General features: G+C 55.8%; 26 protein-coding genes. 13 read left to right on the top strand and 13 right to left on the bottom strand.

Features of this window, described 5'->3' with window-relative positions; genetic code table 11:
• Positions 1 to 64 precede the first annotated feature (64 nt).
• The gene (locus BLT38_RS09945) at positions 65 to 1504 is read left to right on the top strand and encodes an alpha-L-fucosidase (protein WP_083345033.1); all 1440 of its coding nucleotides are present in this window, start codon (positions 65 to 67) and stop codon (positions 1502 to 1504) included.
• A 53-nt stretch (positions 1505 to 1557) separates the two neighbouring features.
• Here BLT38_RS09945 and BLT38_RS09950 read toward each other — a convergent pair whose 3' ends face one another.
• A complete protein-coding gene (locus BLT38_RS09950; protein WP_083345034.1) occupies positions 1558 to 3312 on the bottom strand; it encodes a VWA domain-containing protein in 1755 nt (584 codons plus the stop codon).
• A 48-nt stretch (positions 3313 to 3360) separates the two neighbouring features.
• Positions 3361 to 4023 carry an esterase family protein gene (locus BLT38_RS09955; RefSeq protein WP_331711418.1) on the bottom strand — a complete coding sequence of 221 codons (663 nt, stop codon included), beginning with the start codon at positions 4021 to 4023 and terminating at the stop codon, positions 3361 to 3363.
• Positions 4024 to 4514: 491 nt separating this feature from the next.
• On the opposite strand from BLT38_RS09955, the gene rpsP reads away from it, so the two are divergent.
• From rpsP to rplS, 5 genes are all read left to right on the top strand, one after another.
• Positions 4515 to 4763, top strand: coding sequence for a 30S ribosomal protein S16 (gene rpsP, locus BLT38_RS09960; protein WP_047488381.1), 249 nt, complete (start codon positions 4515 to 4517; stop codon positions 4761 to 4763).
• Positions 4764 to 4980: 217 nt separating this feature from the next.
• On the top strand, positions 4981 to 5223 hold the full coding sequence (locus tag BLT38_RS09965; RefSeq protein ID WP_331711419.1) for a KH domain-containing protein: 243 nt from the start codon (positions 4981 to 4983) through the stop codon (positions 5221 to 5223).
• An 11-nt stretch (positions 5224 to 5234) separates the two neighbouring features.
• Complete coding sequence (rimM, locus tag BLT38_RS09970) at positions 5235 to 5795, top strand: ribosome maturation factor RimM (RefSeq protein WP_083345036.1); 561 nt, start codon at positions 5235 to 5237, stop codon at positions 5793 to 5795.
• Between the two features lie 42 nt (positions 5796 to 5837).
• Entirely contained in the window at positions 5838 to 6641 is an 804-nt protein-coding gene (trmD, locus tag BLT38_RS09975; RefSeq protein WP_083347028.1) for a tRNA (guanosine(37)-N1)-methyltransferase TrmD, read from the top strand.
• A 103-nt stretch (positions 6642 to 6744) separates the two neighbouring features.
• On the top strand, positions 6745 to 7104 hold the full coding sequence (rplS, locus tag BLT38_RS09980) for a 50S ribosomal protein L19 (protein ID WP_083345037.1): 360 nt from the start codon (positions 6745 to 6747) through the stop codon (positions 7102 to 7104).
• A gap of 126 nt (positions 7105 to 7230) precedes the next feature.
• Here the strand turns inward: rplS and pruA are convergent, their stop codons facing one another.
• Both pruA and BLT38_RS09990 read right to left on the bottom strand, forming a co-directional pair.
• A complete protein-coding gene (gene pruA, locus BLT38_RS09985; RefSeq protein WP_083345038.1) occupies positions 7231 to 8868 on the bottom strand; it encodes an L-glutamate gamma-semialdehyde dehydrogenase in 1638 nt (545 codons plus the stop codon).
• A gap of 42 nt (positions 8869 to 8910) precedes the next feature.
• Positions 8911 to 12495 carry a glycosyltransferase gene (locus BLT38_RS09990; protein WP_231966856.1) on the bottom strand — a complete coding sequence of 1195 codons (3585 nt, stop codon included), beginning with the start codon at positions 12493 to 12495 and terminating at the stop codon, positions 8911 to 8913.
• 83 nt (positions 12496 to 12578) lie between these two features.
• On the opposite strand from BLT38_RS09990, the gene BLT38_RS09995 reads away from it, so the two are divergent.
• Positions 12579 to 14009 (top strand): ArnT family glycosyltransferase, encoded by a 1431-nt coding sequence (locus BLT38_RS09995; RefSeq protein WP_083345039.1) that lies wholly within the window; start codon positions 12579 to 12581, stop codon positions 14007 to 14009.
• On the opposite strand, the gene BLT38_RS10000 is transcribed toward BLT38_RS09995, so the two are convergent.
• The 4 genes from BLT38_RS10000 to msrA form a co-directional block, all read right to left on the bottom strand.
• Positions 13973 to 14476, bottom strand: coding sequence for a DinB family protein (locus BLT38_RS10000; protein ID WP_083345040.1), 504 nt, complete (start codon positions 14474 to 14476; stop codon positions 13973 to 13975). The genes BLT38_RS09995 and BLT38_RS10000 overlap by 37 nt on opposite strands.
• Before the next feature lie 20 nt (positions 14477 to 14496).
• Positions 14497 to 15264 carry an enoyl-ACP reductase FabI gene (locus tag BLT38_RS10005; RefSeq protein ID WP_156785078.1) on the bottom strand — a complete coding sequence of 256 codons (768 nt, stop codon included), beginning with the start codon at positions 15262 to 15264 and terminating at the stop codon, positions 14497 to 14499.
• A gap of 78 nt (positions 15265 to 15342) precedes the next feature.
• A complete protein-coding gene (locus BLT38_RS10010) occupies positions 15343 to 15723 on the bottom strand; it encodes an EVE domain-containing protein (RefSeq protein ID WP_083345041.1) in 381 nt (126 codons plus the stop codon).
• 61 nt (positions 15724 to 15784) lie between these two features.
• A complete protein-coding gene (gene msrA / locus BLT38_RS10015) occupies positions 15785 to 16261 on the bottom strand; it encodes a peptide-methionine (S)-S-oxide reductase MsrA (RefSeq protein WP_083345042.1) in 477 nt (158 codons plus the stop codon).
• 183 nt (positions 16262 to 16444) lie between these two features.
• On the opposite strand from msrA, the gene BLT38_RS10020 reads away from it, so the two are divergent.
• Both BLT38_RS10020 and BLT38_RS10025 read left to right on the top strand, forming a co-directional pair.
• A complete protein-coding gene (locus BLT38_RS10020; RefSeq protein WP_172838220.1) occupies positions 16445 to 17236 on the top strand; it encodes an NIPSNAP family protein in 792 nt (263 codons plus the stop codon).
• A gap of 73 nt (positions 17237 to 17309) precedes the next feature.
• Positions 17310 to 18341 carry a hypothetical protein gene (locus BLT38_RS10025; protein ID WP_231966857.1) on the top strand — a complete coding sequence of 344 codons (1032 nt, stop codon included), beginning with the start codon at positions 17310 to 17312 and terminating at the stop codon, positions 18339 to 18341.
• Here the strand turns inward: BLT38_RS10025 and BLT38_RS10030 are convergent.
• The 4 genes from BLT38_RS10030 to BLT38_RS10045 all read right to left on the bottom strand — a co-directional run bounded on the left by BLT38_RS10030 (position 18271) and on the right by BLT38_RS10045 (position 21383).
• A complete protein-coding gene (locus BLT38_RS10030; RefSeq protein ID WP_172838221.1) occupies positions 18271 to 19434 on the bottom strand; it encodes a sensor domain-containing diguanylate cyclase in 1164 nt (387 codons plus the stop codon). The two genes, BLT38_RS10025 and BLT38_RS10030, sit on opposite strands and share 71 nt — an antisense overlap.
• Positions 19435 to 19573: 139 nt before the next feature.
• The gene (moaA, locus tag BLT38_RS10035) at positions 19574 to 20620 is read right to left on the bottom strand and encodes a GTP 3',8-cyclase MoaA (protein WP_419865765.1); all 1047 of its coding nucleotides are present in this window, start codon (positions 20618 to 20620) and stop codon (positions 19574 to 19576) included.
• 119 nt (positions 20621 to 20739) lie between these two features.
• Positions 20740 to 21027, bottom strand: a complete 288-nt coding sequence (locus tag BLT38_RS10040; RefSeq protein ID WP_083345043.1) for a hypothetical protein — start codon at positions 21025 to 21027, stop codon at positions 20740 to 20742.
• Between the two features lie 80 nt (positions 21028 to 21107).
• Positions 21108 to 21383 carry a hypothetical protein gene (locus BLT38_RS10045; RefSeq protein WP_047488411.1) on the bottom strand — a complete coding sequence of 92 codons (276 nt, stop codon included), beginning with the start codon at positions 21381 to 21383 and terminating at the stop codon, positions 21108 to 21110.
• 93 nt (positions 21384 to 21476) lie between these two features.
• Here BLT38_RS10045 and BLT38_RS10050 point away from each other — a divergent pair, with 93 nt between their 5' ends.
• The 3 genes from BLT38_RS10050 to BLT38_RS10060 are packed head-to-tail and all read left to right on the top strand — an operon-like array spanning position 21477 to position 23093.
• On the top strand, positions 21477 to 21659 hold the full coding sequence (locus BLT38_RS10050) for a hypothetical protein (RefSeq protein ID WP_083345044.1): 183 nt from the start codon (positions 21477 to 21479) through the stop codon (positions 21657 to 21659).
• Positions 21656 to 22384 (top strand): SIMPL domain-containing protein, encoded by a 729-nt coding sequence (locus BLT38_RS10055; RefSeq protein WP_083345045.1) that lies wholly within the window; start codon positions 21656 to 21658, stop codon positions 22382 to 22384. The genes BLT38_RS10050 and BLT38_RS10055 overlap by 4 nt, the downstream gene beginning before the upstream one ends.
• A 25-nt stretch (positions 22385 to 22409) precedes the next feature.
• Positions 22410 to 23093 carry an MBL fold metallo-hydrolase gene (locus tag BLT38_RS10060; protein ID WP_083345046.1) on the top strand — a complete coding sequence of 228 codons (684 nt, stop codon included), beginning with the start codon at positions 22410 to 22412 and terminating at the stop codon, positions 23091 to 23093.
• Positions 23094 to 23098: 5 nt separating this feature from the next.
• On the opposite strand, the gene BLT38_RS10065 is transcribed toward BLT38_RS10060, so the two are convergent.
• On the bottom strand, positions 23099 to 24679 hold the full coding sequence (locus BLT38_RS10065) for a sulfatase (protein WP_083345047.1): 1581 nt from the start codon (positions 24677 to 24679) through the stop codon (positions 23099 to 23101).
• A 115-nt stretch (positions 24680 to 24794) separates the two neighbouring features.
• Between BLT38_RS10065 and BLT38_RS10070 the strand changes: the two genes are divergently transcribed.
• Positions 24795 to 25373 (top strand): hypothetical protein, encoded by a 579-nt coding sequence (locus BLT38_RS10070; RefSeq protein WP_083345048.1) that lies wholly within the window; start codon positions 24795 to 24797, stop codon positions 25371 to 25373.
• Positions 25374 to 25402 lie beyond the last annotated feature (29 nt).

A 25402-nucleotide genomic window follows, 5' to 3' on the forward strand; every position in this document is an offset into this window, starting at 1 on the left:
TCCCGGGTTTGCACGTTGGCATTTGCCGTCGCGAAGCTCAAGCTTGTGCAAGGAGAAGGTCAGGATGATGCGTTGGAAGTCAATGGTGGCAGCAGGATGTGTAGCAGCTGTAAGCGTATGTGCGCAGGCGCAGCTTGAGGGATCGCGAATCGACACCGCAACTGTGAACCACCCTGTCAAAGCCATTCAGGATACAGAAACACCAGCGCAGCGCGACGCACGTATGGCGTGGTGGCGCGAAGCACGCTTCGGCATGTTTATCCATTGGGGCCTCTACTCCATTCCCGCAGGCACATGGGATGGGAAGCAGATTCCTGGCATCGGCGAGTGGATCATGAACAACGCCAGCATTCCCGTTGCCGATTACAAGGCGCTCGCCTCACAGTTCAATCCGACAGGCTTCAATGCGCATGACATCGTTGCGTTGGCGAAGGCAGCAGGCATGAAGTACATCGTCATCACGTCGAAGCATCATGATGGCTTCGCAATGTTTGACTCAAAGGCTGATCCCTTCAACATTGTTGCGGCAACACCATTTCATCGTGACCCTCTGAAGGAACTCGCGGAAGAATGCCGTAAGCAGGGCGTAAAGCTTGGCTTCTACTATTCGCAGTCGCAGGACTGGACAGCACCTGGCGGCGGCGCGGCAATGCGTCCGGGACATGATCCAAAGACACACCACTGGGACAAGGCGCAGGATGGCAGCTTTGACGAGTACCTGCACAAGAAAGCCATTCCGCAGTTGACGGAGCTGCTGACGAATTACAAGCAGTATCCCGTTGTCGTGTGGTTCGACACGCCCGGAGATGCAATGACTCCGGAGCGTTCCGCGGAGATCGTTAAGCTGCTTAACAAATATCCGAACCTCATCTGGAACAACCGTCTTGGCGGCAAATATCAGGGTGATACGGAAACTCCCGAACAGTTCATTCCACCGCAGGGATATCCCGGACGCGATTGGGAATCATGCATGACCATGAACGACACATGGGGCTACAAGTCCTATGACAATAACTTCAAGTCCACTGAAACACTGGTGCGCAACCTGATCGATATTGCCAGCAAAGGCGGCAATTACCTTCTGAACATTGGGCCGGACTCGCATGGCGTTGTTCCGCCCGCAGAGGTAGAACGGCTGCAGCAAGTAGGCAAGTGGATGAGTGTCAATGGAGAAGCTATCTATGGCACCTCACCGACGCTCTTCGGACCGGAAGCAGGCAGCTTCAGCAAGACGGAGATTAATGAGAAGACCAAGCAGCCAAAGTGGATTCCCTCGTGGGAATGGCGTTCCACAACAAAGGCTGACAAAGTCTATGTAGAAATCTTCAAGTGGCCCGGCACCACGCTGCACCTGGACAAGATGCCGCGTAAGGTAACCGGAGCCTATCTGCTGGCAACAAAGAAGCCGCTCACCTTTAAACAGAACGGCGATGGTGTGGACGTAACGCTTCCTGCAAATGCCATCGATCCAATTGCAAGTGTGGTGGTATTGAAGACGAAGTAATTCGCTATCCGAAAGTTGAATCGCCAGTAAGCGTTCTGCTTACTGGCGATTTCTTATTTCGTGGCAGCGTGAAGCGGAGCAAGTTTGCGGACACTGTCGATAGGCACTTCAACCGCGCCGACCTTGTCCGTGACAACGTCATGCACCACAATCCGCAGGAAGTAATCACCTTTGGCGGGAACGCTGATCTCTTCGTGAAACTGTATGCCCTGCTGCATATCCTTCTGCAGCTCCTGCTGCGTGGCAGACGCATGGAGCTGATTGGTCAGATGATTCATCAACACGCCGTCCGCACGGTACACAAGCACGGCAACGTCAAAGCTGGCACGGACTTTATCGTCGTCGCCGTGTTCGAAGGCCAGGTCGGTCGGGTTCACAATGGTGTCGATCGTGTAGCGCTGGAATGGGCCGACAACATTGGCTGCGAGCAGGTTATGGGGAGCCGCCTCAACTTCTTCCGGATTGTCTGGGGTTGCCGGGAAGACCGCCGACTTCAGGAAGATTTCTGCCGGTGCAGGTGCACCAAGTGAGGTTGCACCGCGCATGGCAGCAGACGTTTGGGCTGCAACGTTGGCAGGTGAAGCAAAGTAGCCGCGACGATAACGCAGCATGTAAGCAGGATTCGAAAGCTGCAACTTGATCTTGCGATAGCCTCCATCGGTCTTTGCATTCGTCGGCGTGTATGCAAGTGTGTAGTAGTCGGCTCCGTCTGTCAGTGCGGAAGCAACAGCGTCCGCTAGTCCGTTGGTGTCGTGAAAGGCACGGCCTCCGGTGGATTGAGCCATTACGTTCATTGTGTCGTTCTCAGCAAGAACGGTTGATTCGAATTCCGCGTTGTCGGTTGCACCTCGGCTAGGCAGAGAGGCGTGCAGGCGATTTGAATAAGTCTTGTTGTTCTCTGCCTCAAAGACAGGCGATACACGCAACCCAGCGGCACCCACTGGGTAGACCGCGACCTGTGCCTGAGCCAGGAGACTAGTTGTCTTACGGAGTTCGGCCTGGTAGTTCGCAGAGGTAGCAAATGGATCACCGGGCGCCCGAGTACTATCCGGAAAGACATTCAGTGGGAACGAACCAGAGAGCCACACCAGATTCTTACGCCCAGGCAGTCCAGAGAGATAGCGGCCCAACTGGTTCATGGCTGCCAACGTCGACTTCACTCGAAAATCCAATTGATTCGCGTTTGTCTGGGCTTCGAACTGTCGTAATGACCCCACAACGGCAGGAGGGGCGCCCAGGTTCTCCATCTGGTCGGCAAAGGAGTCGTGTAGCTGGTCAGGCTTCAGCGTTGCTTCACGCGTTGTGGCGGATTGCATCGCCGCGCGCAGCCTTGTCAGGTCTGTTGTAGGTCCCTGCAACATCGATAGCTGAGAACCAAGAATGAAGATGCCGATGCGCGTTCCGGGCACTGCGTTCTTCAAAAATGTTGCCAATTGCCGATGCAAATTCAGTTGGTCGATTTGATCAGTATTAAGACGGTCGATCAGCAGAATGTTCGTTACGTTATCTGGCGGCGTAGTGGTGAAATTGGTAAACATGCCGGGAGGCATCTGGATCGCTCCCGCCTGTGCAGATGCGCCAGCAACATGTTCTTCAAAGTTGCGCAACGTCTGCGACGTACTATCTTCCGTCAGACGAAAGTCCGCTGCCTTTAATCCGCGAACGGCCTTGCCGTTGTGATCTGTAACCACAACGTCCACCAGAACGAGTCGCGCTGCGGTCTTGAGGGTAGGTGTGTCAGTGGAAGGCTTCTGCGCCAGTAGAGGCATGACAATAAAAGCAGCAAGGTATTTGAGAGCGCGCGGCATGAACGTTCCTTCGTGTGGAACATTGAAGCACACATCAACGACAACGCTTCACACGTAGGTTTGCACCATGCGGCGCCACCATGGCCAATCGTGTCCGGTATTGTCCCCCCAGACATCGAACCGAACAGGAACGCCCTTATTACGCATCATCTCCGCCAATCGCTCATTGTCGTTCCAGTACTGATCGTGATGTCCGGTGGCGAGGATGTAGGTGTTATGGCGGTAGCGATCCAGATACCAGGGATCGTGCAGATTTGGCAGAAAGTCCATCGGTAGGGTGAAGTACAGATCGTCGCAGTAATAGCCGTGGAGGAAACGGGCAACGTCGAATGCTCCTCCCATAGACAACGCCGCATTGATCTTGTCGGGGTGGCGTAAAGCCATGCTCATGCTGTGAAACCCACCGAAGGAACATCCCATCACGGCCAGCATCTTGTTTCGATTACGCCTATGGATGTATGGCACCAGTTCGTCCAGGATGTAGTGCTCATACTGAAGATGCCTTGCGACACACCAGCTTCCTTCGGCACCTTCAGCGAACCAACTTTCGTGATTCACCGAATCAACGCACCACAGTTGAATCTGGCCACGGTTGATCTTCGTTTCCAGCGCCCCCACCATCGCCTGATCTTCAAATTCGTAAAATCGGCCGCGCGAGGTGGGAAAGACGATCACCGGCAGACCATCCTGACCGAAGACCAGATGCTCCATGGAGCGCCCCAATGCCTCCGATTGATCCACGTGGTATTCGCGGTGCATGGTGCTACCCTCCGGGTACTAGGTGGGATGCCGTGCTCTATCGATATGGACGCATAGTACAGTCTTCGGACGCACTTACGGCGCGGAAAGACGAATTCGTCTGGCATCCTTCGCAGGAAGAATACTCGATGGGTTTGGCTCTAACCGTGAATCCCCTCTGACGAGGCTCTGGCAGATCGCCGGTATCGGTATCATCCGTGATTTTTCAAGGTGCATGCGCCGAGTAGCCCGGGTGCGGCAATGCGAAAAGATATTGGAATTACGTTTTATGGAGGATCTTAGCCGTCCCCTTCTTGTATTTTTAGGCTCAATAGCCCACAATAGATAGGTTGGAATGTGTTGCGCGCACCCCCGTCGGTGGCAGGCATTGCGCAATTTCCGCTGCCTCGTGCACCGGCCATCACCAAGACATTGTTTGTGAGTGAGGAAGTAACCAAGTGGTCATGATTCGTTTGGCGCGCGTTGGAGCGCGTAAGCAGCCCTACTACCGCATCGTTGTGATCGAAAAGGATCGCGCCCGCAACGGCCGTTCTATCGAAGTGGTTGGTACCTACAATCCGCGTACCGAACCTGCAACGGTTAGCCTGAAGCGTGACCGTATCGACTACTGGACCGGCGTTGGCGCTCAGATGTCGGATATCGTTGCGAAGCTCGTTAAGAACGCGCCCGCGACCGAAGCAGTGGCTGCCTAAGCCACTGTAAGGAGCGTTTCCACCTCGGGCCGCGGTTCTATGCCTTCAATGATTCGCATAGCTCCGCGGCTGTTTTATTTCAGTCACTTCTGGCGGTATAGGATCATCTAAGTTCGGAAGAGTTTCTCTGCGCAGCGGTAGTGTATGGTTGCTGAGCAAGGTATGAATCTCATTCCCTTCCAAGGTACGTATGACGGACCATTCCTCCCCTGAATCTGTGAATCATATCTCTGAGCTTCTTACCGGGATTGCTAAAGCACTCGTAGACCATCCGGAAAACCTGCGGGTGGAATCAGAAGCATTTGAATCTGAAACGGTTATCCGCCTCTTCGTTCACCCGGACGATTTGGGCAAGGTGATCGGCAAGCAAGGACGTACGGCAAGGTCGCTGCGAACCATCCTCAGCGCCGCCGGAAGCAAGATGCAGCATCGCTTCAGCCTGGATGTGCAGTCGGAGTAAAGGCGGCTCAAATGGCAGCGGATTGGATCACGCTGGCTCGCGTGGTACGTCCTCAGGGACGACGCGGAGAAGTTCTGGCCGACCTGAAGACGGACTTCCCAGAGCAGCTACGGCAATATCCCAACATCTTCCTTCGTCTTCCAGACGGCGAGCCTAAGCCCGCGGTCGTAGAAGACTCGTGGCTGCCCACCGGGCGTAGCGCTGGACGGATCGTTATTAAACTCCAGGGTGTCGATTCGATTTCCGATGCCGAAAAGCTTCTCGATGCAACAATTGAAATAGCTTCAGATCAACGACTTACGCTATCAGATGGAAACTATTACGTTAGCGATCTGATCGGATGCCAGATGGTGCATCACGGCGATATGGTGGGCACAGTTGTTGATATGCATTTCCCCCAGGATCCTTCTGGAAAGCGCATTGATGACGCCGCTGCGCTCTTTGTTGTGGAACGGGCCAACGGAGACGAGATACTCATCCCGTTTGCGAATGCCTTCGTTGCCAGCATCGACACTTTGGCCCGAAAGATCGAAATGAACTTGCCGGATGGCCTTCTGGAGATGAACGGCTAGAACCTCCGGTTACCCTGAGGAATAGCGACTCTCATCATGGCCCTGCAAGTCGACATCGTGACCATCTTCCCCGCTTTTCTGGAAAGCACCCTGCGCTATGGCGTAGTCGCACGGGCGTTGTCTGCAGGGATTGCGTCCGTGAACTGTGTAGATCTACGGAGCTTTACCCACGACCGACACCGCACCGTCGATGACCGCCCCTTCGGGGGTGGCGAGGGGATGGTTCTGAAGCCAGAACCTCTAAGCGAGGCCATCGAATCGCTTGGAATCGCCCCTAAGCCAAGTCGCGACACGCAGAAAGAGTCTGTGGTCCTGCTTTCGGCACAAGGGCGCCCATTCACACAGTCTGTTGCGCAGGAATTGAAGTCGCTGGATCGCCTCGTACTGGTTTGCGGGCGCTACGAAGGCGTGGACGAACGAGTAAACGCGCTACACTGCGACCGCGAGATCTCCATCGGAGACTATGTCCTTTCCGGCGGTGAATTAGGCGCGGCAGTCGTCGTAGATGCCGTGGTACGCCTGCTTCCGGGAGTGCTCGGCAACCCCGATTCTGCTCATTACGAAAGCTTCGGCCATGCGCATGATAGCGAACAGGCCGAAGACGCTCCGCCGCTGGCCATGTCGCCCTCAGCGGGGCTTCTCGATTACCCGCACTACACGCGTCCGGCGGAGTTCCGCGGTATTGCCATTCCCGATGTTCTAGCAGGCGGCGACCATACTGCGATTCGCAAGTGGCGGAGGCAACAGGCGCTGCAAAAAACAGTTACAAATCGGCCTGATCTATTGGAAACCGCAGCTCTATCCGCGGAAGATAGACGTTTTCTGGCGAAACTGCGCAAGGATTAAAGAAACACGCAGACCAATACGCCACGCGAGTGCGATTTATACCAACTTTTCCAGATTCTGCGGTATACTGAAAAACGATTACTAAGTAAGGAATTCAGGCATCATGTCCATTCATCCCATCATGCAGAAGCTCGCAGCCAAGCTGGAGCGTACAGACCTTCCGGAATTCGCTCCAGGCGACACCGTGCGCGTACAGGTCAAGATCAAGGAAGGCGACAAAGAGCGTCTTCAGGCGTTTGAGGGCATGTGCATCGCTCGCAAGAACGGACCTCAGGGGTCCTTTACCGTCCGTAAGATGAGCTTCGGCCAGGGCGTTGAGCGTATCTTCCCCTTCAACTCGAAGGTTGTCGACAAGGTTGAGAAGGTTCGTTCGTACGAAGTGCGTCGCGCCAAGCTGTTCTACCTGCGCGGTCTGCGTGGCAAGGCTGCCCGTCTGCGCGAGGTTGCACGTACCAACGCGTAAACCAGTTTCTCAGTTGGACTTTAAGAAGGCGAGCGCTTCGGCGCTCGCCTTCTTCATTTGCACTTCCCTGCATAACAAAGGGGCATGACAATCGCCATGCCCCTTATAAGACTTTTGAAGCAGAATTTAAATGCCGTTCGGCTTCGGCATTTGGTCCGACTCGTCAATGACGCCCTGTTTCTCTGCGATGGACTTCGCCTGCGTAAAGAGCAGGAGGTAATCGCCACCGCCCGCCTTGGAATCCGTCCCGCTCATGTTGAAGCCGCCGAACGGATGCGCCCCCACCATGGCCCCTGTGCACTTGCGATTTAGGTACAGGTTCCCCACATGGAACTCCTGCGCCGCGCGGTCCAGACGTTCGCGTGACATGGAATAGATAGCGCCGGTAAGGCCATACTCCGTGCCGTTAACGATATCCAAGGCCTCGTCGAAGTTTTGCGACTTGATCACCGCCAGCACTGGTCCGAAGATCTCTTCCTGTGCAATACGTGCGTTCGGGGCGATATCGGCGAAGACAGTTGGCTTCACATAGTAGCCCCCGGTTTCATTCGCAAATGCCTCGCCACCAGTCAGTAGCCGGCCTTCCATCTTGCCTGTCTCAATGGCGTTCAACACGCGATCAAACGCGATCTTGTTCACGACCGGCCCCATGGCAAAGTTCTCCACGGGATCGCCGACCTTGATCTTCTCTACGCGTTCCACGAGGCGATCGCAGAAGACGTCGTAAATGTGCGCATCCACCACTGCCCGCGAACATGCCGAGCACTTTTGGCCGCTGAAACCGAATGCGCTGGCCACAACGCCTTCAACCGCTGCATCGATGTCCGCATCCGCGTCAACCAGAATGGCGTCCTTGCCACCCATTTCAAGGATGGTTCGCTTGATGAAGCGCTGCCCGGGCTGTGTCTTCGCGGCGGTCTCGTGCACGATGAGGCCCACCTTCTTCGAGCCGGTAAAGGCAATGAAGCGAATCTTCGCGTTCGCCACCAGCGCGGCGCCCACGCGGTCGCCCGTACCCTGGCACAGGTTAACCACGCCTTCCGGCATGCCTGCCTCTTCCAGCAACGCAAAGAAGCGCGAAGCAATGGTCCCCGCATCGGGCGACGGCTTCAGCACCACGGTGTTGCCGCTGACAACGGCAGCCATAGTCATGCCAGCCATGATGGCCAACGGGAAGTTCCACGGCGGAATCACCGCACCGACACCCAAGGGGATGTAGCGCAGCGTGTTCTTCTCTCCCGGAAACTGAATTGGGGTGGTCGCGCGGTCCAGCTTCAGCGCCTCACGCGCATAGAACTCCAGGAAGTCGATGCACTCGGCCACGTCGGCATCTGCCTCGGCCCAGTTCTTGCCAACTTCATACGTCAGCCATGCGCAGAACTCGTTCTTGCGCTGCTGTACCAGCTTCGCAACATCCAGCAGTAACTGCACACGCTGCTGCACCGGTACGCGGCTCCACGTCTGGAATGCCTTCTCACCAGCGGCCACAGCCTGCTCCACATGCGCAAGCTCTGCTTCCTGATGCACACCAATCTTCTGGGCTGGATTCGCGGGATTGGTAGAGACGATCTTCTCCGCGGCATACACCCGTTCACCACCAAGGATGAGCGGGTATTCCTTACCCAATTCACTCTCCACCAGGCGAAGAGCTTCCTGCATGTTCGCCTTCACAGCGGAGTTTGTGAAGTTCTGGAAAGCTTCATTGACGAAGGTCTTCAGCGGAGCCTGAGGCTCGCGTACGGTGGGAATTGCATTCGTTGCCATAAATCCAGTTTATTCCTTTTGCAAACGGCCGTTATACATGGCCTACTTTGGCGACGGAGTGCCGTTCAGCATCTGATCCGTCGATTTGCTCATCTGCGCCGTGCGCTCCAGCTTGTCCCAACTGAACGGGCGGCCATCGATCACACGCTTGATCGTCTTAAACAGCACCACGCTGAACACTTGGCGATACGTGAAGCGCTGAATCCATATGTGCATCAGCAGCCACATGTCGCCTTTGCTGGCGGGATGCTTCCTCTCCAGCAGGAATGCCAGCGCTGACGCTGAGAAATCAATCACCATGAACGCCAGGAAGAAGTACAACAATTTCACAAAGCTGGCACTCGAAGCCGACTCCGGATGGAAGTGGTGATCGTAAAGAAACTTGAGGAAGCTGGCTACAAACATCAGGTCGATCAGCGGCGACACCAACGGCAACAAAATCTGAAAGATGATGATGTTCGGTAGCGCGAACAGGCCCATGGCGCGACGCTTCGTTACCGCGCCGATGTGCTTGAACACGGCCTGCATGATGCCGAACGACCAGCGGAAACGCTGCCGCATCAGGCCGTTCATGTTGATGGGCGCTTCGGTAAACGCCAGCGCGCGATCTTCATAGATCACACTAAGCCCCTGCTCTAGCAGGATCATCGTCAGATCAGCATCTTCCGCGACCGTGTTAGAGTGATAGCCGCCGCCCTTGTGGACAGCCTCCGTACGCCATGCACCGATGGCCCCCGGCACAACGACAACAACATCGAACAAGTCCAGGGCGCGACGCTCAAAGTTCTGACTGGTGATGTATTCCAACGCCTGCCAGCGTGTCCACAGGTTTACTCGATTGCCCACCTTCGCATTACCCGCCACCGCGCCAATCTGTGGATTGGCGAAGTGAGGAACAAGCCGTGCGATAGCGTCATGAGCAATCACAGTGTCTGCATCAATGCCCACGTAAATCTCTTCATGAACGTAGTTCTGCAGCGCATAGTTCAACGCTTCTGCCTTGCCGGCATTTTCTTTCTTCACCACCGTCAAACGACCGCTGGCAATGTCTTCGGGATACGCTTCACGCGCAACCTCTGCCGTAAGATCTTTTGATCCGTCATCAATCACGATGATGTGCAGGTTCTTGTACGTGCTCATCATCACGCTACGGATAGTGCGAACAATGACTTTCTCTTCGTTGTACGCAGGAATCAATACCGCAACACGCGGCTGGTAATCCGGCCCTGCGTAGTTCTTCCTGCGGCGGAAGCGATCAATGATGGCGAACAAACCAATGATGATGAGGCGGCCACTCATCAAAATATCGCCGATGAAAAATACAGCAACGACAAAGTGATTGAACGTTGCCAATCCAAAGAATGCCAGCGAATCCACCTGCGCCAGGAACTTATTGCGCCATCCCTTGATAGGCGGCATAACCTGTTCGCGGCTCTTGCCCACGAGGTCTGCGACAGTGACAAACTCATAGCCATGTTGACGCATCGTGGTAATGAGCAACGGCAGCGTGGCCACCGTCACAGAGCGATCGCCGCCACCATCATGCATCAGGATGATGGAACCAGCCTTATCAGGCCGTTCCTTCATGGCATCTAGTTGCTTCAGAACGCTATCGACAATCTCCTGTGGTGTCTTCTTCGGATTCTCCTGCCAGTCGTTCGTGTCAATCTTGTTACCCACCACAATGTAGCCGCGAGCCTGAACCCGTTCCATAGGAGCAGCCTGATCGTTGGTGTCTGGCTCTTCATCAATGTCATACGGCGGACGGAAGAACAGCGGTTGGACACCCAACTTGGCGGCAAACAACCGCTCCGTCAGATTCATCTGCACGTCTACTTCGCGGTTGCTGATAGCGGAGATATCGGGATGCGTGAAGGTGTGGTTGCCTATCTCGTGACCTTCGCGGTAAACGCGTTGCATCACACCAACGCTGTTATCGGCTTCTTCTCCGATCATGAAGAAGACACCCTTCACACCGTACTTATTCAGCACATCCAGAATGCGCGGCGTCCAAACAGGATCGGGGCCGTCGTCGAAGGAGATCACTAGCTTCTTTGGGTGATAGCCGAAGTAATCCACCGAGTACGACAACGGATAACTCGTCAATGTCTCGCTGTCGACAAGCTTGGAATCGTCATCGATGGTCATCGTGCGATGCCCGTTCTTCGGCTTGCCGGAGACGTGCATGATGTCGCCCATGCCCTCAATATCCAGGTCGTATCCCGGAGCGACATCGGCAAGATCTGTTAGTGGATTGGCCTTGATAGGCTGATCCCAGATCTTCCACAACGATTGATCTTCCGATCCCAACCGCCACAGTGAAAACGTCTGCAATCCCATCCTGCGTGCCGCACGCATCTCGTTCAGGATGGTCACGCCATCCAGGAACCATACCTGATGGCGCTGGTGCTGATCCTCATCGTCGTATGTGATGTGCGGATTCAACGAAGCATCGTCCAAATCGACGTAAGAACCAGAATCTGACGCGGTCTGCCACACCTCTTGCAGGGACTTATTTTCTACGCGAACCAATTTGGGCTTTGCCGGTGTAGCTTTCTTAGTCCGCTTCCCTTTGCCTGTGGGTTGTTCGGCGGATGGCAGAGTCGTCACCCAGTCGTAGCCATAACTGCCAATGTCGACGATGATCTTGTCTTTCGGTACCTGCTTCAATACGTCCTGCAGGTTCTTCACAAACCAATCTTGCGCTGCGATCGGTCCGGCTTCGCTCTCCGACTGATGCTGGTCATAGTTCATCAGCAACAAGCCGTCAGAGTGCGCAGCCATGTACTTCAGATCCCAGTCATCATCCGCGACCGGTGTATTGATATACAGCTTCAGCCCACGCATATGAAGCGCAATGAAAGCATCGTTGATCAGTTGCCGATAGCCGGGCTGCGCCTCCGCGGGCATGCTTTCAAAGTCGAACGAGATGCCACGATAATGTGGATTCGACGCAACAAAGCGCATCAACTGATCCAGAAAATGCTGGCGCGCAGTCGGACTTTCAAGGAATGGCCCAACCGTATCCGAAAAGTCTGCATTCACTGCGGAGTTACTGACCATAGGAAACAGTTCAGTTCCGGCAGCCGCTGCGGTCAGTGTGCGCTCCACTTTATGGTCGATATCAACGTTGTTCACCGCGCCGGATCGGTCGATCACATTAAAGGTGCGGAATTCGCTGTTGTAGGCCTGTAGCTTGCCGTCGGGGGTAAGCACATGAAGCCAGTCCGCGAACACCATATCAAGCTGCTTGGCATGTGCCTTCAGCGAACTGTAGCTCGCTGGGTCCCAGTCCACATAAAACGCCGCACGGAGGCCTTCGTCAGAATTCAACGGAATATCAGAGGCTTTACGGTCCGTTTTGCGATGCGCCGAACGCACCTTCTTCGCCTTGTCATCCGACAGAATGTTCCGCGAATTCTGCGCTCGATAGTTGTGCTTTGCCGGAGCCAGCAAGAGCTCAGGCAGAGGCCGCATGCGCAGCACGCCCAGCACAAAGACGATGAACGTCAGCAGGCCCACCGCTGCAGAGATATCCAGAACCCGTCGCAGCCGCTTCCACCTGCGTCGTTTCTCGTCTAAAAAAATCGGCTTCTGTTCTCGCGTACCCGGCTCTGCCATATCCATTCGTTATGGTATCCATCCTTGCGAAAAACTGCGCGCCCCTAATGGACTCTTTCCGCAGAAGATAACCGTTATGATGCAAAGCGATGCACGCCGCGCTGATAGGTAATCCGGACAAGCAACGCCACCGCGGCCTCATAGCTGCCCTGTTGCTTCTCTGTGGATTCCTGCTCCGCCTCTATTTCCTGCAAAAACAGGCCTTCCTTGCCGCTGACTCTGTTCTTTATCAGGACATTGCTCTCAACTGGCTGCATCACCACATTTATGGCCTGACCGAGGCTGGACAGATTCGAGCCACTCTCATCCGCCTGCCTGGATACCCGGCGATACTCGCCACACTTTGGTGGCTGTTCGATCCCCTTTTGCATGCTGCGCCCGGAACGCTACGCAGCTTTCTGCCGGTGCTCTGGCTGCAAATTGCCGCAGACCTCGTCACCTGCTGCATGGTTGGCCTCATCGCGCGCAGGATCGGCGGAACCACCTGTGGCCTGGCAGCGCTGGCTCTGGCCTGCCTCTGCCCATTCACAGCCAACTACGCGGTGGTTCCATTAACTGAGACCTTCACACTCTTCTTCCTCACGTTAGCGTTCTACCTGCTGCAGCGCTGGCTCGCTGACCGCCGCACACTCTGGATTCTTCCATTGGCGTTCGCTCTGTCCTGCAGCGTGCTGCTGCGACCGGACCAAGGGTTGCTGGCGGTCGCCATCGTGCCCATACTTCTCATCGGTAATGGAAACGAGACTCTGCGAAAACGCCTTCAGCCAGCGATCCTCTGCGTTGCCCTGACAATACTTCCCTTCGTACCGTGGACCGTGCGCAACTACCGAACCTTCCACGTCTTCCAGCCCATTGCGCCGAAACAGGCCACAGACCCCGGAGAACCAGCACCGATCCACTTCGAGCGATGGTTCCGAACGTGGGGAGCCGACTTTACCTCAACGCAGGATGCCTACTGGAATTACCCGGAAGATCCTATCAACGCTGCCGATCTTCCCGAGCGTGCTTTCGACACTCCTTTGCAACGTAGGCAAACAGAAAGGCTGCTGCAGCAGGCCGGATACGAAGGCAAGCTGAATCCGGAGGTGGAAGCGGGCTTTGAGACTCTGGCGCAGGAGCGCATCGCCGCACACCCGCTGCGCTATTACGTACTGCTGCCTCTTGCGCGCTTGGTGAACATGCTCTTCCATCCACGGACGGAGATGCTGCCTGTTGCGGAGCGCTGGTGGCAATTCAGCAAGCATCCCGCGCAAACGATCTTTGCTTTGGCTTATGGTGCGCTGAATCTTGCTTACTTCTTCGCGGCTATCGCAGGATTCCGTTTCGCCCTGAAACGCGAAAGGCTGCTCGTGTTGTCGATGGCTGGATACATCGCTCTACGATGCCTCCTTCTTCTCACCCTCGACAATCCCGAACAGCGCTATACGTTGGAGTTCTTCCCGTTGCTGATCGTCTTCGCTGCGTGCTTCTGGATGAATCCCGGTCAGCCGCCGAAAGGTTCATCAGCAGACGGCCCGTAGATACCGGGCACCTTCACATCCAACAACCGCAGATACACCGTCAACTGCCCGCGATGGTGAATCAGGTGGTTGAAGAACATGGAACGGTATAGCTGCAACCGCGGTGCGTCTCCAATCAACATGTCGCCAAACAGCAGCTTCCAGTGTTCTTGAAATTGCTCGTCAGACATCCCGCCCAAAGCATCGCGAACCTTCGCCGCAGCGTCGACCGCTATCTGCACTGCCTCTTCCGGCGTGGTGAAAACATACTTCGGGAATTTGTCCGTCTGCATGTTCATCTGCGGTGTGGTCAGAATCACATAACCGAAATGCGCTAGCCCTGCAACATGCGCAGCAAGCGTACCAAGCTTCATGGACTTGTCATGTGGCTTCCAATCAGCTTTATCCGCAGGAACACGTTCCAAAACGCGGCGCGTGTTCTCTGCCTCTGAAGTGAAATCAGCCAGCAACACTTCTGCAATGGTCATGTTGTCTCCGAGCCTCTGCCTTACATGCCGGTAACGTTATAACCGCAATCTACGTACGTAATTTCGCCGGTAATGCCGCTCGCCAATGGCGAGAGCAGGAACGCCGCGGTGTTGCCAACTTCCACGGTCTCCACATTGCGGTGCAGCGGAGCGCGCTCCGTCACGGTATCCAGAATCTTGTTGAAGTCGCCGATGCCACGCGCTGCAAGCGTCTTGATGGGACCAGCAGAAATCGCGTTCACACGAATACCCTTCGGTCCCAGCGACGCGGCCAGATAACGCACAGTAGCTTCCAGAGCAGCCTTTGCCACACCCATCACGTTGTAGTTGGGGAAGACCTTCTCGCTACCGTAGTAGGTCAGGGTCAGAATGCTGCCGCCCTCATTCATGATCGGAGCCAGCGCACGTGAAACCGCTACGAGAGAGTACGCGCTCACATCCAGAGCAATGCGGAAATCCTCACGCTTGGTCAGCAGGAAATCGCTCTTGATGGCGTCTGGCGGAGCGAATGCTACCGAATGAACAATGATGTCTACAGTGCCGTAGGCAGCCTTCAGTTCTTCAGCAACACGATCGATCTCAGCATCAATGGACACGTCGCACTGGAAGCTCTTCGCGTCCTTCAGCTCCGGGATCAGTCCATCGGCTTCCTTCTTCAGGCGCTCGTTTTGGTAGCAGATAGCCACCTTTGCACCAGCATCGCTCAACTTCTGCGCAATAGCCCACGCAATGGAACGCTTGTTCGCCAGCCCAAATACAACCGCGGTCTTACCTTGCAGATCAATCATTTTTTCAAACCTCTTTCCTTACAGCCGGTCATCCTGCGCAACGCACGATTCGCCGACAGAATTTCATCTCGTGACGAGCTATCCGTGGATCAGCCAGTCATACTGCTCATCTGTCAGCGGCACAACGCTCAGCCGGAACTGTCGGAACATGATGCTGCCCTGAAACACTCCAGCATCACGAATCTCCGCGAGCGGCTTGGGCCGCTTGAGTCGTTTGCCCGCCTTCAGCTTTACGATTGGATTCTTCGGATCGCTGGCATCCACGCTCAGCACAGTAGCCGTTCCTACGGCCTCTTTGCCCACGTTGGAGTGATAGATGACCGCATGCTCGCCTTTTTTCATATTGCGAAGCGTCATGAGCGCCTGTGGATTCTTGATGCCGTCCCAAACGGTTTCGCCATCGCGCAACAGGTCGTCGTAGGAATACTTGTCCGGTTCTGACTTCAGCAGATAGTTCATCGCGTCCCGTGGATGAGGATATCAGCCACGGGCACGCGATGCGGGTGAAACGGCAAGCCTGTTAAATGTGACAGGCAACCATGCCGCGTTTCTCGAGGTAACGCTGGTGGTACTCCTCCGCCTTCCAGAACATCGAGGCGGGTTCCACCAAAGTGACAATCGGTCCACGAAAGACACCGGCAGCGTTAAGTTCAGCAATTTTGGCAATCGCTTCGCGATATTGTTCATCATCATGGGTGAAAATGACGCTGCGATACTGCGTACCCCAGTCCGGACCCTGCCGGTTGAGTTGCGTGGGATCGTGCAGCGCAAAAAAATGATCGAGCAGCGCGTCATAACTCACGCGACTGGGATCGAAGGTAACCTCTACCACTTCTGCATGACCAGTCTGATCGGTACAGACGTCCTTATAAGTTGGGTTGTTTGAAGTACCACCCTCGTATCCAACGGCCGTCTCCAAAACTCCGGAAATCTCTGCCAAACGGGCTTCTACGCCCCAGAAACAACCTGCTGCAAATGTTGCTTTTGCCTTTGCCACTACTTTTTACCTCCTACCCCGGAGACCACCCGCAGGCAGTTCCTGAGCACACGCATTTTGATGCCTGAAGGACTGTTTTGTCACCCTCGGGGAACATGAAAAGTCGATGACCGCACGGACGTCTCAGACCTGCTAAGGTGAGCAATGCAGGAATTCGGAAACGATTTCCGGAGGTAAATTCCATTGAATCGGCGCAACTTTATTGCAAGCGCGGCAGCGGCCGCAGGCATGGCATCCATGACATCTGAATCACTTCATGCAGCGGCGAGTCCCGCAAAGGCCCCCACCGAGTTCTATCAACTACGCCGCTACGGTCTGCGCAACGGTCCACAGCCCATGCTGATGCAGGATTACCTCCAGCACGCTCTGATTCCGGCGCTGAATCGGATGAGCATTGCCAAGGTAGGAACATTCGTTCTGTCCATCGGACCCGAAACGCCTACCTACTATGCGCTCATTCCCTCCACCTCTTCAGAGCAACTGCTGACGCTGGACCTGATGCTTGCGGACGACGCTGAGTTCGCCAAAGCTGCGACAGCATTCTGGACCGCCCCTGCCACCGCGCCCGCCTTCCAGCGCTCAGAAGTACGCATGTTGTCCGCGTTCGCCGGCTTCCCAAAGCTTGTCGCTCCCAAGCCTGGCAAACGCATGTTCCAGCTCCGCACTTACGAGAGCCCGAGCATGGCCGCGCACATGAAGAAGGTCGAGATGTTTGAGACTGCGGAAATCGGCATCTTCCAGCGCACCGGCCTCACGCCCGTCTTCTTTGCGCATGACCTTACCGGCGAGCGCCTACCCAGCCTCACCTACATGCTCACCTTCGCTGACGTCGCGGAGCTGACAGACCACTGGTCGGTCTTCGGCAAGGATCCGCAGTGGAAGGAGCTGTCCCACAAGCCCGGCTACACCGACCCGGAGATCGTCAGCAACATTACGAACCTCTATCTAAATCCGCTGCCCAGCTCGCAGATTTAGTCTGGCTGACACCATCACAGGCTGCATCGTACCGATGCAGCCTGTATATTTTTCAAGCGTCTAACTCACTGAGATGAAGTACGCCGCCATCTGCACGCTGATTGCCTTGTCGCTTCTCCCCGGTGCATCACTCCATGCACAGGGTTCAGCCCCATTGCAGCGTGAAACCTCGCCCGGAGAGGGCCTGCGTCGCACACGCCTCTACCTGAAAGATGGAACGTTCCAGGTGGTGCTCTCTTACACCGTCAAGGGCGACTACGTGTATTACCTCTCCGCTGAGCGTGGCGCCCAACAGGAAGCCATTCCCGTACGACTTGTCGATCTGGACGCAACGCATCAATGGGAACAACGTGCGGACGCTCAACGCAACGGCGTTCCGGCAGTTCAGATTGATCCGGAACTAGCCAAAGAAGAGGCAGACCGCGCCGCACGCACACCAGAGGTTGCGAAAGACCTGCATCTGCCAGAGTCCGATTCTGTCCTTGCACTGGACACGTACCATGGCCAGCCGCAGCTCGCCATCCTGCAACAGACCGACGGTGAGCTGAACCGGCAGACTGCGCACAACATCCTGCGCCAGACCATCAACCCTCTTTCGCACGCACACCAGCTCATCGAGATCAAAGGTCAGAGCGCGCCGGTACAACTCCACGTGAACGACCCCGAATTTTACGTCCGCATGGATGACGAAGACCCGACTTACAACGGCGGCGGAGCCTTCCACGTGGATACCGATAGCACCAAGGGCCGTAAGGTGGATGCGCCGTCACCCAAGAGCCAATACGTCATCGTGGCCGTGGACGTGCGCCGCGATGTTCGTGTGGTTACCAGCTTTTCTATCGGCCTTCTTGGAAGCGCGAAGCAGCAGGCGGACATCGTGGAGACCACAACGTCACTGCTGCCCGGCGGTCATTGGTTGAAGATCGTGGCCAAGCAGCCGCTTCGCATGGGCGAATACGCGTTGATGGAAGTGATCGACGAGAAGACAGTAAACACAGGCGTATGGGACTTCGGCGTGCATCCCATGGCAGCAGCTAATCGCGATGCGATCCTGCCGGAAGCGCGGCGTGCTCCCGTGCTGGCTCCACGGCGTTCCGGACCTTAGACTCCCGCAGATTCAGTTCCCCCTCCTTCAGGATGGAACCGATACCTGCAATGGCAAGGTTGTTACGCGTGGTGCCCTTCACGTGATACATCATGTCGTCGGCAGCTTTGATGATGCCTTCCACAGTCAGCGCATCGTCTGGGTATGTTGCCATTCCGAATGATCCACGAAGACGCAACAAAAGGCCTTTATCTTCCAGGAACGAGCGCTCCCGCAGCTCACGGAAGAGCCGCATCGCCATGTCGCGTCCTTTCAGACGGTCATGGTCGGGGAGCAGCACCACAAACTCGTCACCACCATAGCGGAACGCGGGAATATCCGGCCCAATTACGCTTCGAATCATCTCGCCCACTTCTGCTAGTAGACGGCTACCCACCAGATGTCCGTGGGTATCGTTAACGCTCTTGAAGTGATCCAGATCCATGAATAGCAAGCTAAACGGCGCTTTGTCCGTTCGCGCAAGCTGTTCTTCCAGCAGTGTGTAGAGATGACGCGCATTAAACAGGCCCGTGCAATCATCCGTGATCGACAGCAGATGAATGCGCTTCATGTCGGCCGCATTACGAATCGCAATGGCGCTGAAATCGCACAACACGCGCAAAAACTGAATAGAAAAGTCGCTAAGCAGATCGACCTTGCTGTTCAGCAACTGGATCACGCCCAGCACGCCTTCCGCGGAACGTACCGGAACGCAGGCAATCGACTGGATGTTTAAAGTTGGGTTGCGCTTTGAAAAATCTTTCCAGCGCGGTTCGATGCTGGTGTCTGGAACCACAATGGGGTTCCCTGTCGACGCCACCCAACCGGCAACGCCTTCGCCCATGGGAACACGCAGACCACGCAAGCTGTTGGAATCCTCACCGGCCGCAATGGCATAAAAAAGGTCGTTCTTTTCCTTATCCACCAGCATCATGGACCAACGCTCAGGCTGGAAGACCTGGGCCATCTTGGTCATGACGGTGGTAAGGACAATCTCCAGCTCAAGCGTGGACGTTAGCGCCCGCGCAACATCATGGAACAGACGTGTATAGTCCTGCTGCCATGCCTGCGCAAACTCGAGTTCAAGGTCTTTCTGAGATTTTTTTCGTATCATCCTGGGCCTGGGTTTGTTGCTCTATGGATTTCCCTTAGCCGCGTTCGCCGCGCACCACAATTGTTCAATGAGTAAAACACGCATGACTGTTCGAGTGAAATGACGCGAGATGAAGACATTCGCGTCTCACACGCACAGATCATCCGCCGATCTGCACCATGGAACGTGATGGTTTTGCAAATCCCGCTTCACCGATGTGATGTCGTTCTTCTTTTCCACGCACCACACTTCGAATGTACGCTTCTAATTCCTTATCCGCGACTGCTTCTTGCGTCTTCCCGTAGAGATCGTGATCCACCTGTGAGAACAGGCAGGTCCGAAGTTTGCCGTCGCTGGTCAGCCGGAGTCGTGAACAGTGTCCACAAAACGGTCTCGACACCGGCGCAATGACCCCGATCTCGCCACGCCCATCAGCAAAGCCGTACCGACGAGCCGTTTCACTGGCACTGTTCGGCGTCAACGGAAGCAGCGGCCACATTGCGCCCAGCCGTTCCAGAATCTCCGCTTCGGTCACGACCGCATCACGGGACCATGTGCGATCCTCCTCCAGCGGCATGAATTCAATAAAACGCAAAATCACGTTTTCGCGACGCGCAAACTCCCCAAACGCTTCCACCTGATCGTCATTCCAGCCACGAAACAACACGCAATTGACCTTTACCGGGGCTAATCCGGCATCCTGCGCCGCATGAATGCCATCAAGAACGCGTCCGAAGGCACCCGGTACCCGTGTAACGCGCGCAAATGTTCCCTCATCCAGCGCGTCCATGCTCACGGTAATGCGATCCAGCCCTGCCCGTTTCAGGTCCTTCGCTATAGGCGCAAGCAGGTGACCGTTGGTAGTCAGCGCAATATCCAGCGGACCTCCATCGCTGGTAGGCTGCCCCGCGTCATCGAAGGCTCTGCGCATCGCCCGTACGCTGCGAATCAGCTCCGGTAGATCCCCGCGCAGCAGGGGTTCGCCACCAGTGAGCCGAATCTTCTCCACTCCCAGGCCCACCAGAACGCGCACCATGCGCGCATAGGCTGCCAGCGGCAACTCTGAGTACGAACCACCGGAGGTTCCCGTTCGGCAGTAGACGCAGCGATAGTTGCAACGGTCCGTAACAGCCACTCGCAGATCGGTTATCGCTCTCCCGAAACCGTCGCGCAGCCGTCCCTCTGCCCCCAGGAGCCGGGGATTCATTGCCATCTCCGGAATGATCTGCGTTAGATCCACAGTGGATTCATCCCCACACGAAAACCGTGTTCAAAAAGCAAACCCGTGCCGAAGCACGGGCCGCCGAAGTGATCGGAGAATACAGCTTAGTAGCTGGTGAACTCGTGGAATCCACGGCGCAGGCTAATTCCCCGCAGCAGGCACGCAATCGACACTGTACCAGTGATGCATGCCCAGTAGAAGATGGGATGCGACCAACCGGGCGACTGCGCCAGATCCTGGCCAACCCACAAAACGCTCACGAGAGTCGTGACAATTGCCGTCTGCAGGCCGATGATCAGCAGCAAGTGACCGCGACGACGGCGGCGATCCAGCGCTTCAACTTCTTCCGTGGTCAGGTGGCGCTCGGAAACGACAACAGGTGCTTGGCTCATCGGAACTTGATTCTCCTGCGGAAATCTACGTTTTTATTACACCACATCCAGTGCAATGCGTCTTGCAAAACTGCTATTAGCTAGTCGATAAACGCCATGGTCTTTATCCCGGCGATTTCAAAACGCTTACGGCAGCGCGGATTCGAACAGTTCGCAGTATCGTCCCGCAACACCATGTAGTTCTGAGCCTTGGCGAAACGCGCGCGATCCCGATCATCGGCCCGACCAGACAACTGCCGCTTCTTTCTGCGTACCAGCCAGTTCAACTGGTATTCCCCTGCAACACCGCATTTCGAGCAGACCAGCGTATGTGTTCGTGGTTCGGTCCGTTCATCAAAAAAATCGCGCTCTTCCATGCGGCCCTCCCGCGGCAAAATCAAAATCGATTCACCATCAAGGAGGATAATCCTTTCATCCTGCAGAGTGCATCTTTGTAATGAGAGACAACGATGAGTAAGACAAAGAAAGAAGTTTTCTCCGCTACGAAGGCGGTCAAGGCAAACGCACGTGAACGCGTTGGCACACCACCGCCGGAAATAGTTCTACCCGACGACAAGACGCGCTCCCAGCGACGTACGTCCAAGCACAAAGAAACGTTGCAGAAGCTTCTGCAGCGGGAGGAAGAAGCATGAGAACGACCATGATTGCCGCCGTTGCCGCAACCCTGTTTGCCGCCACGTCTTTTGCGCAGGTCAACCAGACGTTGTCTATCAACAAAGACAATCGCAGCATCACCGTAAGCGCCACCGATAGCGCCTTTGCCATGGCAGACCAGGCAGTCGTCAACATTGGCTATCAAGCCTATGGTGAAGATGAGCAGAGTGCTTACGCTGAAGGCTCGCGCCGCTCCAACGCCATCAGCGATGCGCTGGCCGCAGCACACGTCCCTGCCGACACCATCGAAAGCCAGGACCAGAATCTGCAACCGCTCAATGAATATGAGCTAAAGAATCTGCCAGCCTCGCTGAAGAATATGAAGTTCCGCATTACGCAGAGTTGGACAGTCCGCACAACACCCAACGACGCCGCACACGTACTTGATATCGCGGTGAAGGCCGGAGCGAACCAGAGTGGCAGCATTGGGTGGGAGATGAAGGATCCGTCGGCCCTCGAAGCCGCTGCATCAGCCAAGGCTCTGGCGCATGCACAGGCCATCGCAGCGCGTATGGCGGAAGGTCTGCACATCAAGGTCGGATCGCTGCTCTACGCATCGAACCAGCCCCAGGAGATCGTTCGTCCCGTCCCGATGATGGCGATGGCTGCACGTGCCAAAACAGCTGACACAAAACAGTTGAGCATCTCCGCCCGTCGCGTGGAGCGCTCTTCCACTGTCTTCGCAATCTTCTCCATCGAATAGGGCAGCAAAGAAGAGCAGAGTGCCGATGAAGACTACTTCCGTTGGGCAGCACGGTCTGCAATTTACACGCGCTTTGCTCTTCAATTGCTTCCTGGTGAGGGAAGACGACGGATGGACTCTGATCGACGCCAACCTTAAAGGAACCGGCGCGGATATTCTCCGCGCCGCAGGCGCCCCGTCCATCCGTCGCATCCTGCTCACGCATCCACATGTCGACCATGTTGGCAGCGTGGACGAGCTGGCCGCAGCCATCCCCGGCCTCATCGTGGCCACGTCGCGGCGCAGCGTTCCCATGATGAATATCCCGCCGGATCGCAGCTTGCTGCCCGGTGAAGGAAGTCATCCCATCAAAGGAGCAACGCCCGGAGTACGAACGCCAGTCAGCCTGCTGCTAGAGGACGGTCAGCGAGTCGGTTCCCTGTTGGCTGTGGCAACGCCCGGTCACATCCCTGGCCACTTGTCGTTTCTGGATGAGCGGGACGGCACGCTCTATGCCGGGGATGCCATGGGCAATTTGGGCAAACTCTGTGTGACCGGCTTCACGCCATGGTGGTTTCCTCTCAACAAGTGTTGGGACAAAGAAATCGCGCGTAGAAGCGTGCAGTCACTTCGAAACCTTCCCATCCGCCGCATCGCCTGTGGACATGGCAAGACGATCGAAGGCGGACTTCCGCTACTGGAAGAGGCTCTTGTCCGCGCTCGTCCCTGATTCGCTTATCCCACGGGCCACTGACTTACGGGCTTCTCCGCAACACTCTCCGGAATGTACTTCGCCGTAATGCGATGCAGCGCATCCAGATCCTGCGTCACACCCTTGGCCGTGTTGACGATGTTGCGATCCTTCGTCCATCGCTCATACCAACTGCAGACTTCAAATGTGTCGTTCTGTTGCTTGCGCCACTGCTGCGAAACATCCCGATAGTGCCGCAAAGTCGCATCAGAACCACGATCCTCCGCGAGATTCATCATCTGGTAAGGATCACGCCGATTGTTGAACAACAGTTCTTTGTCATCTTTGCGATACACGGCGTAGGTGTACTCGTTATCCCGCAACGCGCGCCACTCCGAACCATCCGTCCATGCAGCGGTCGCGCCCATCCCTTGCATATGCGCGACGTCTTTCACGCCAGATTTGCCATGCAATAAAGCTGCACTCAAGTCCTGGCCTTCAACCGTATCGGGGATGGACAAGCCCATCATCGACAGCAGCGTCGGCATAATGTCTGGCGTGCACAGCGGCACATCCGTCACGGACTTCTTCGGAATCTTCTTCGGCCATCGCACCAGGAACGGAATACGAGCTGCCTCTTCATAGAAGATGAGCTTCGCCTGACGACCATGCGATCCAAACATCTCGCCATGGTCTGAGGTGAAGACGAAAATGGTATCGTCCGCGATACCAGCCGCCTCCACTGCACGCATCAATCTACCAAGATTCGCATCTAGGCTCGCCGTCTGTGCATAGTAAGTGCGCATCCAGTCGTGAATGTTCTTTTCGAAATCCTTAGGCAGCTTCTGCCACGCATCGCAGTACGGGTCTTCTTTGGTAGAGTAATTCGGCGACAGCGGAATGTTGACGTCGCGAAACTGCTCACTCCACTTCGGATCAACATTGTCTAGGCCCCACGGATAATGCGGCGGTCCCCATGAAAGAAACAAAGCAAAGGGCTCGTCGCCGTGCGCATGGCGTTTCACATAATCAATCGCCATGTCGGTCTGCCCATCCGGCTCGTAACCCTGCCGAATATGCGGCTCCGCGTTGTTCAGAAAGTACGGCGAGTGGAAATAAAAATGGTTGAAGTTATAAGCAGCCCATTCCCCATCGAAGCCCAAACGATACGGCCCTGGCGGCGTGAATCCATTCTTGATCAGGTTGTGATGGCCAAGCTGGTTGGCCCATAAGTGCCACTTACCGATGTAGCCGGTCTTATAACCGCTCTGCGTCAGCACATGGCCAAAACACTTATGTTCAGGGCTGAGTCGAATTTCATTGATAACCATGCCCGTACTTGACTGATATTTCCCTGTCATCAGCGAAGCACGATAGGGCGCGCACACCGGCGTGGAGGACACGGCTTGATGTACATTGCAGCTTTCAGCCGCCAAACGATCCATGTTGGGCGTACGCGCATACTCGTCACCCGCATAACCACAGGACTGATATCGCAACTGGTCAGCAAAGACATAAATCAGGTTTGGCTTCCGCGGCCCTTTTGCCACCGTGGCGCCATGCGCCGCAACGCTCGCAGCCCCCACAGCCGCTCCCAGCCCCGATACGAACTCACGTCGATTCATCCTGCTGCCACTCTCCAATCCAGACGCCACCATCTTATCGTCGTCGTAAACATCAAGATGAAACAGAACCGATCAAAGGCGTATAACGGTTGAGCGAAGCACAGGGAGCCAGCCAATGACCACCGCAGTGCAGGAACCACACCAAGACACACAGTCCACCATTGAGATCCCCCGCCCCATGCCGGAAGCCGAAGCTATATACCGGCGATGGGTGGCTCATCTGCACGCCGAATTTTCCCGTAATACCACCTGCGTACGCCGCAGCGAGATCGTTCGCGACGAACTGCACATGCTTCTGCTGGGCCGTCCTCATGGCGGACGCATGAACGCCGCCTTGATCAGCGAACTGCCCATGTCCGTGCTCGCCGAATCCATTGACCCTCGCAATGTCACATTGCCAGCCGAGATGGAAGAGGACTTGGACCGCGATCGCTTCAATCCCATCAAACCTCTGATCTGGTTCTGGCGCGGATTCGACCGCACCGTCCTGGGTCAGAATCTGTGGCTGGGTCTGCGTTTCCGCTCCATGCTGGGTCATCACATCTTCGCTGGTCTGGGCACAGGCGTTCGCTTTTATCGCGACGTGGTCTTTGAACGTGGCTATACGCTCACGTTTGCGGACAATACGATCATCCGTCCCGGCACACGTATCAATGACCGCGAGCCCCTCAACCTGAGCGGCACCGTCTCGTAACCTATTCTTTCTCTTCACGGAAGCCGGTG

It is taken from the genome of Terriglobus roseus, assembly GCF_900102185.1.
Lineage (GTDB): Bacteria > Acidobacteriota > Terriglobia > Terriglobales > Acidobacteriaceae > Terriglobus > Terriglobus roseus_A.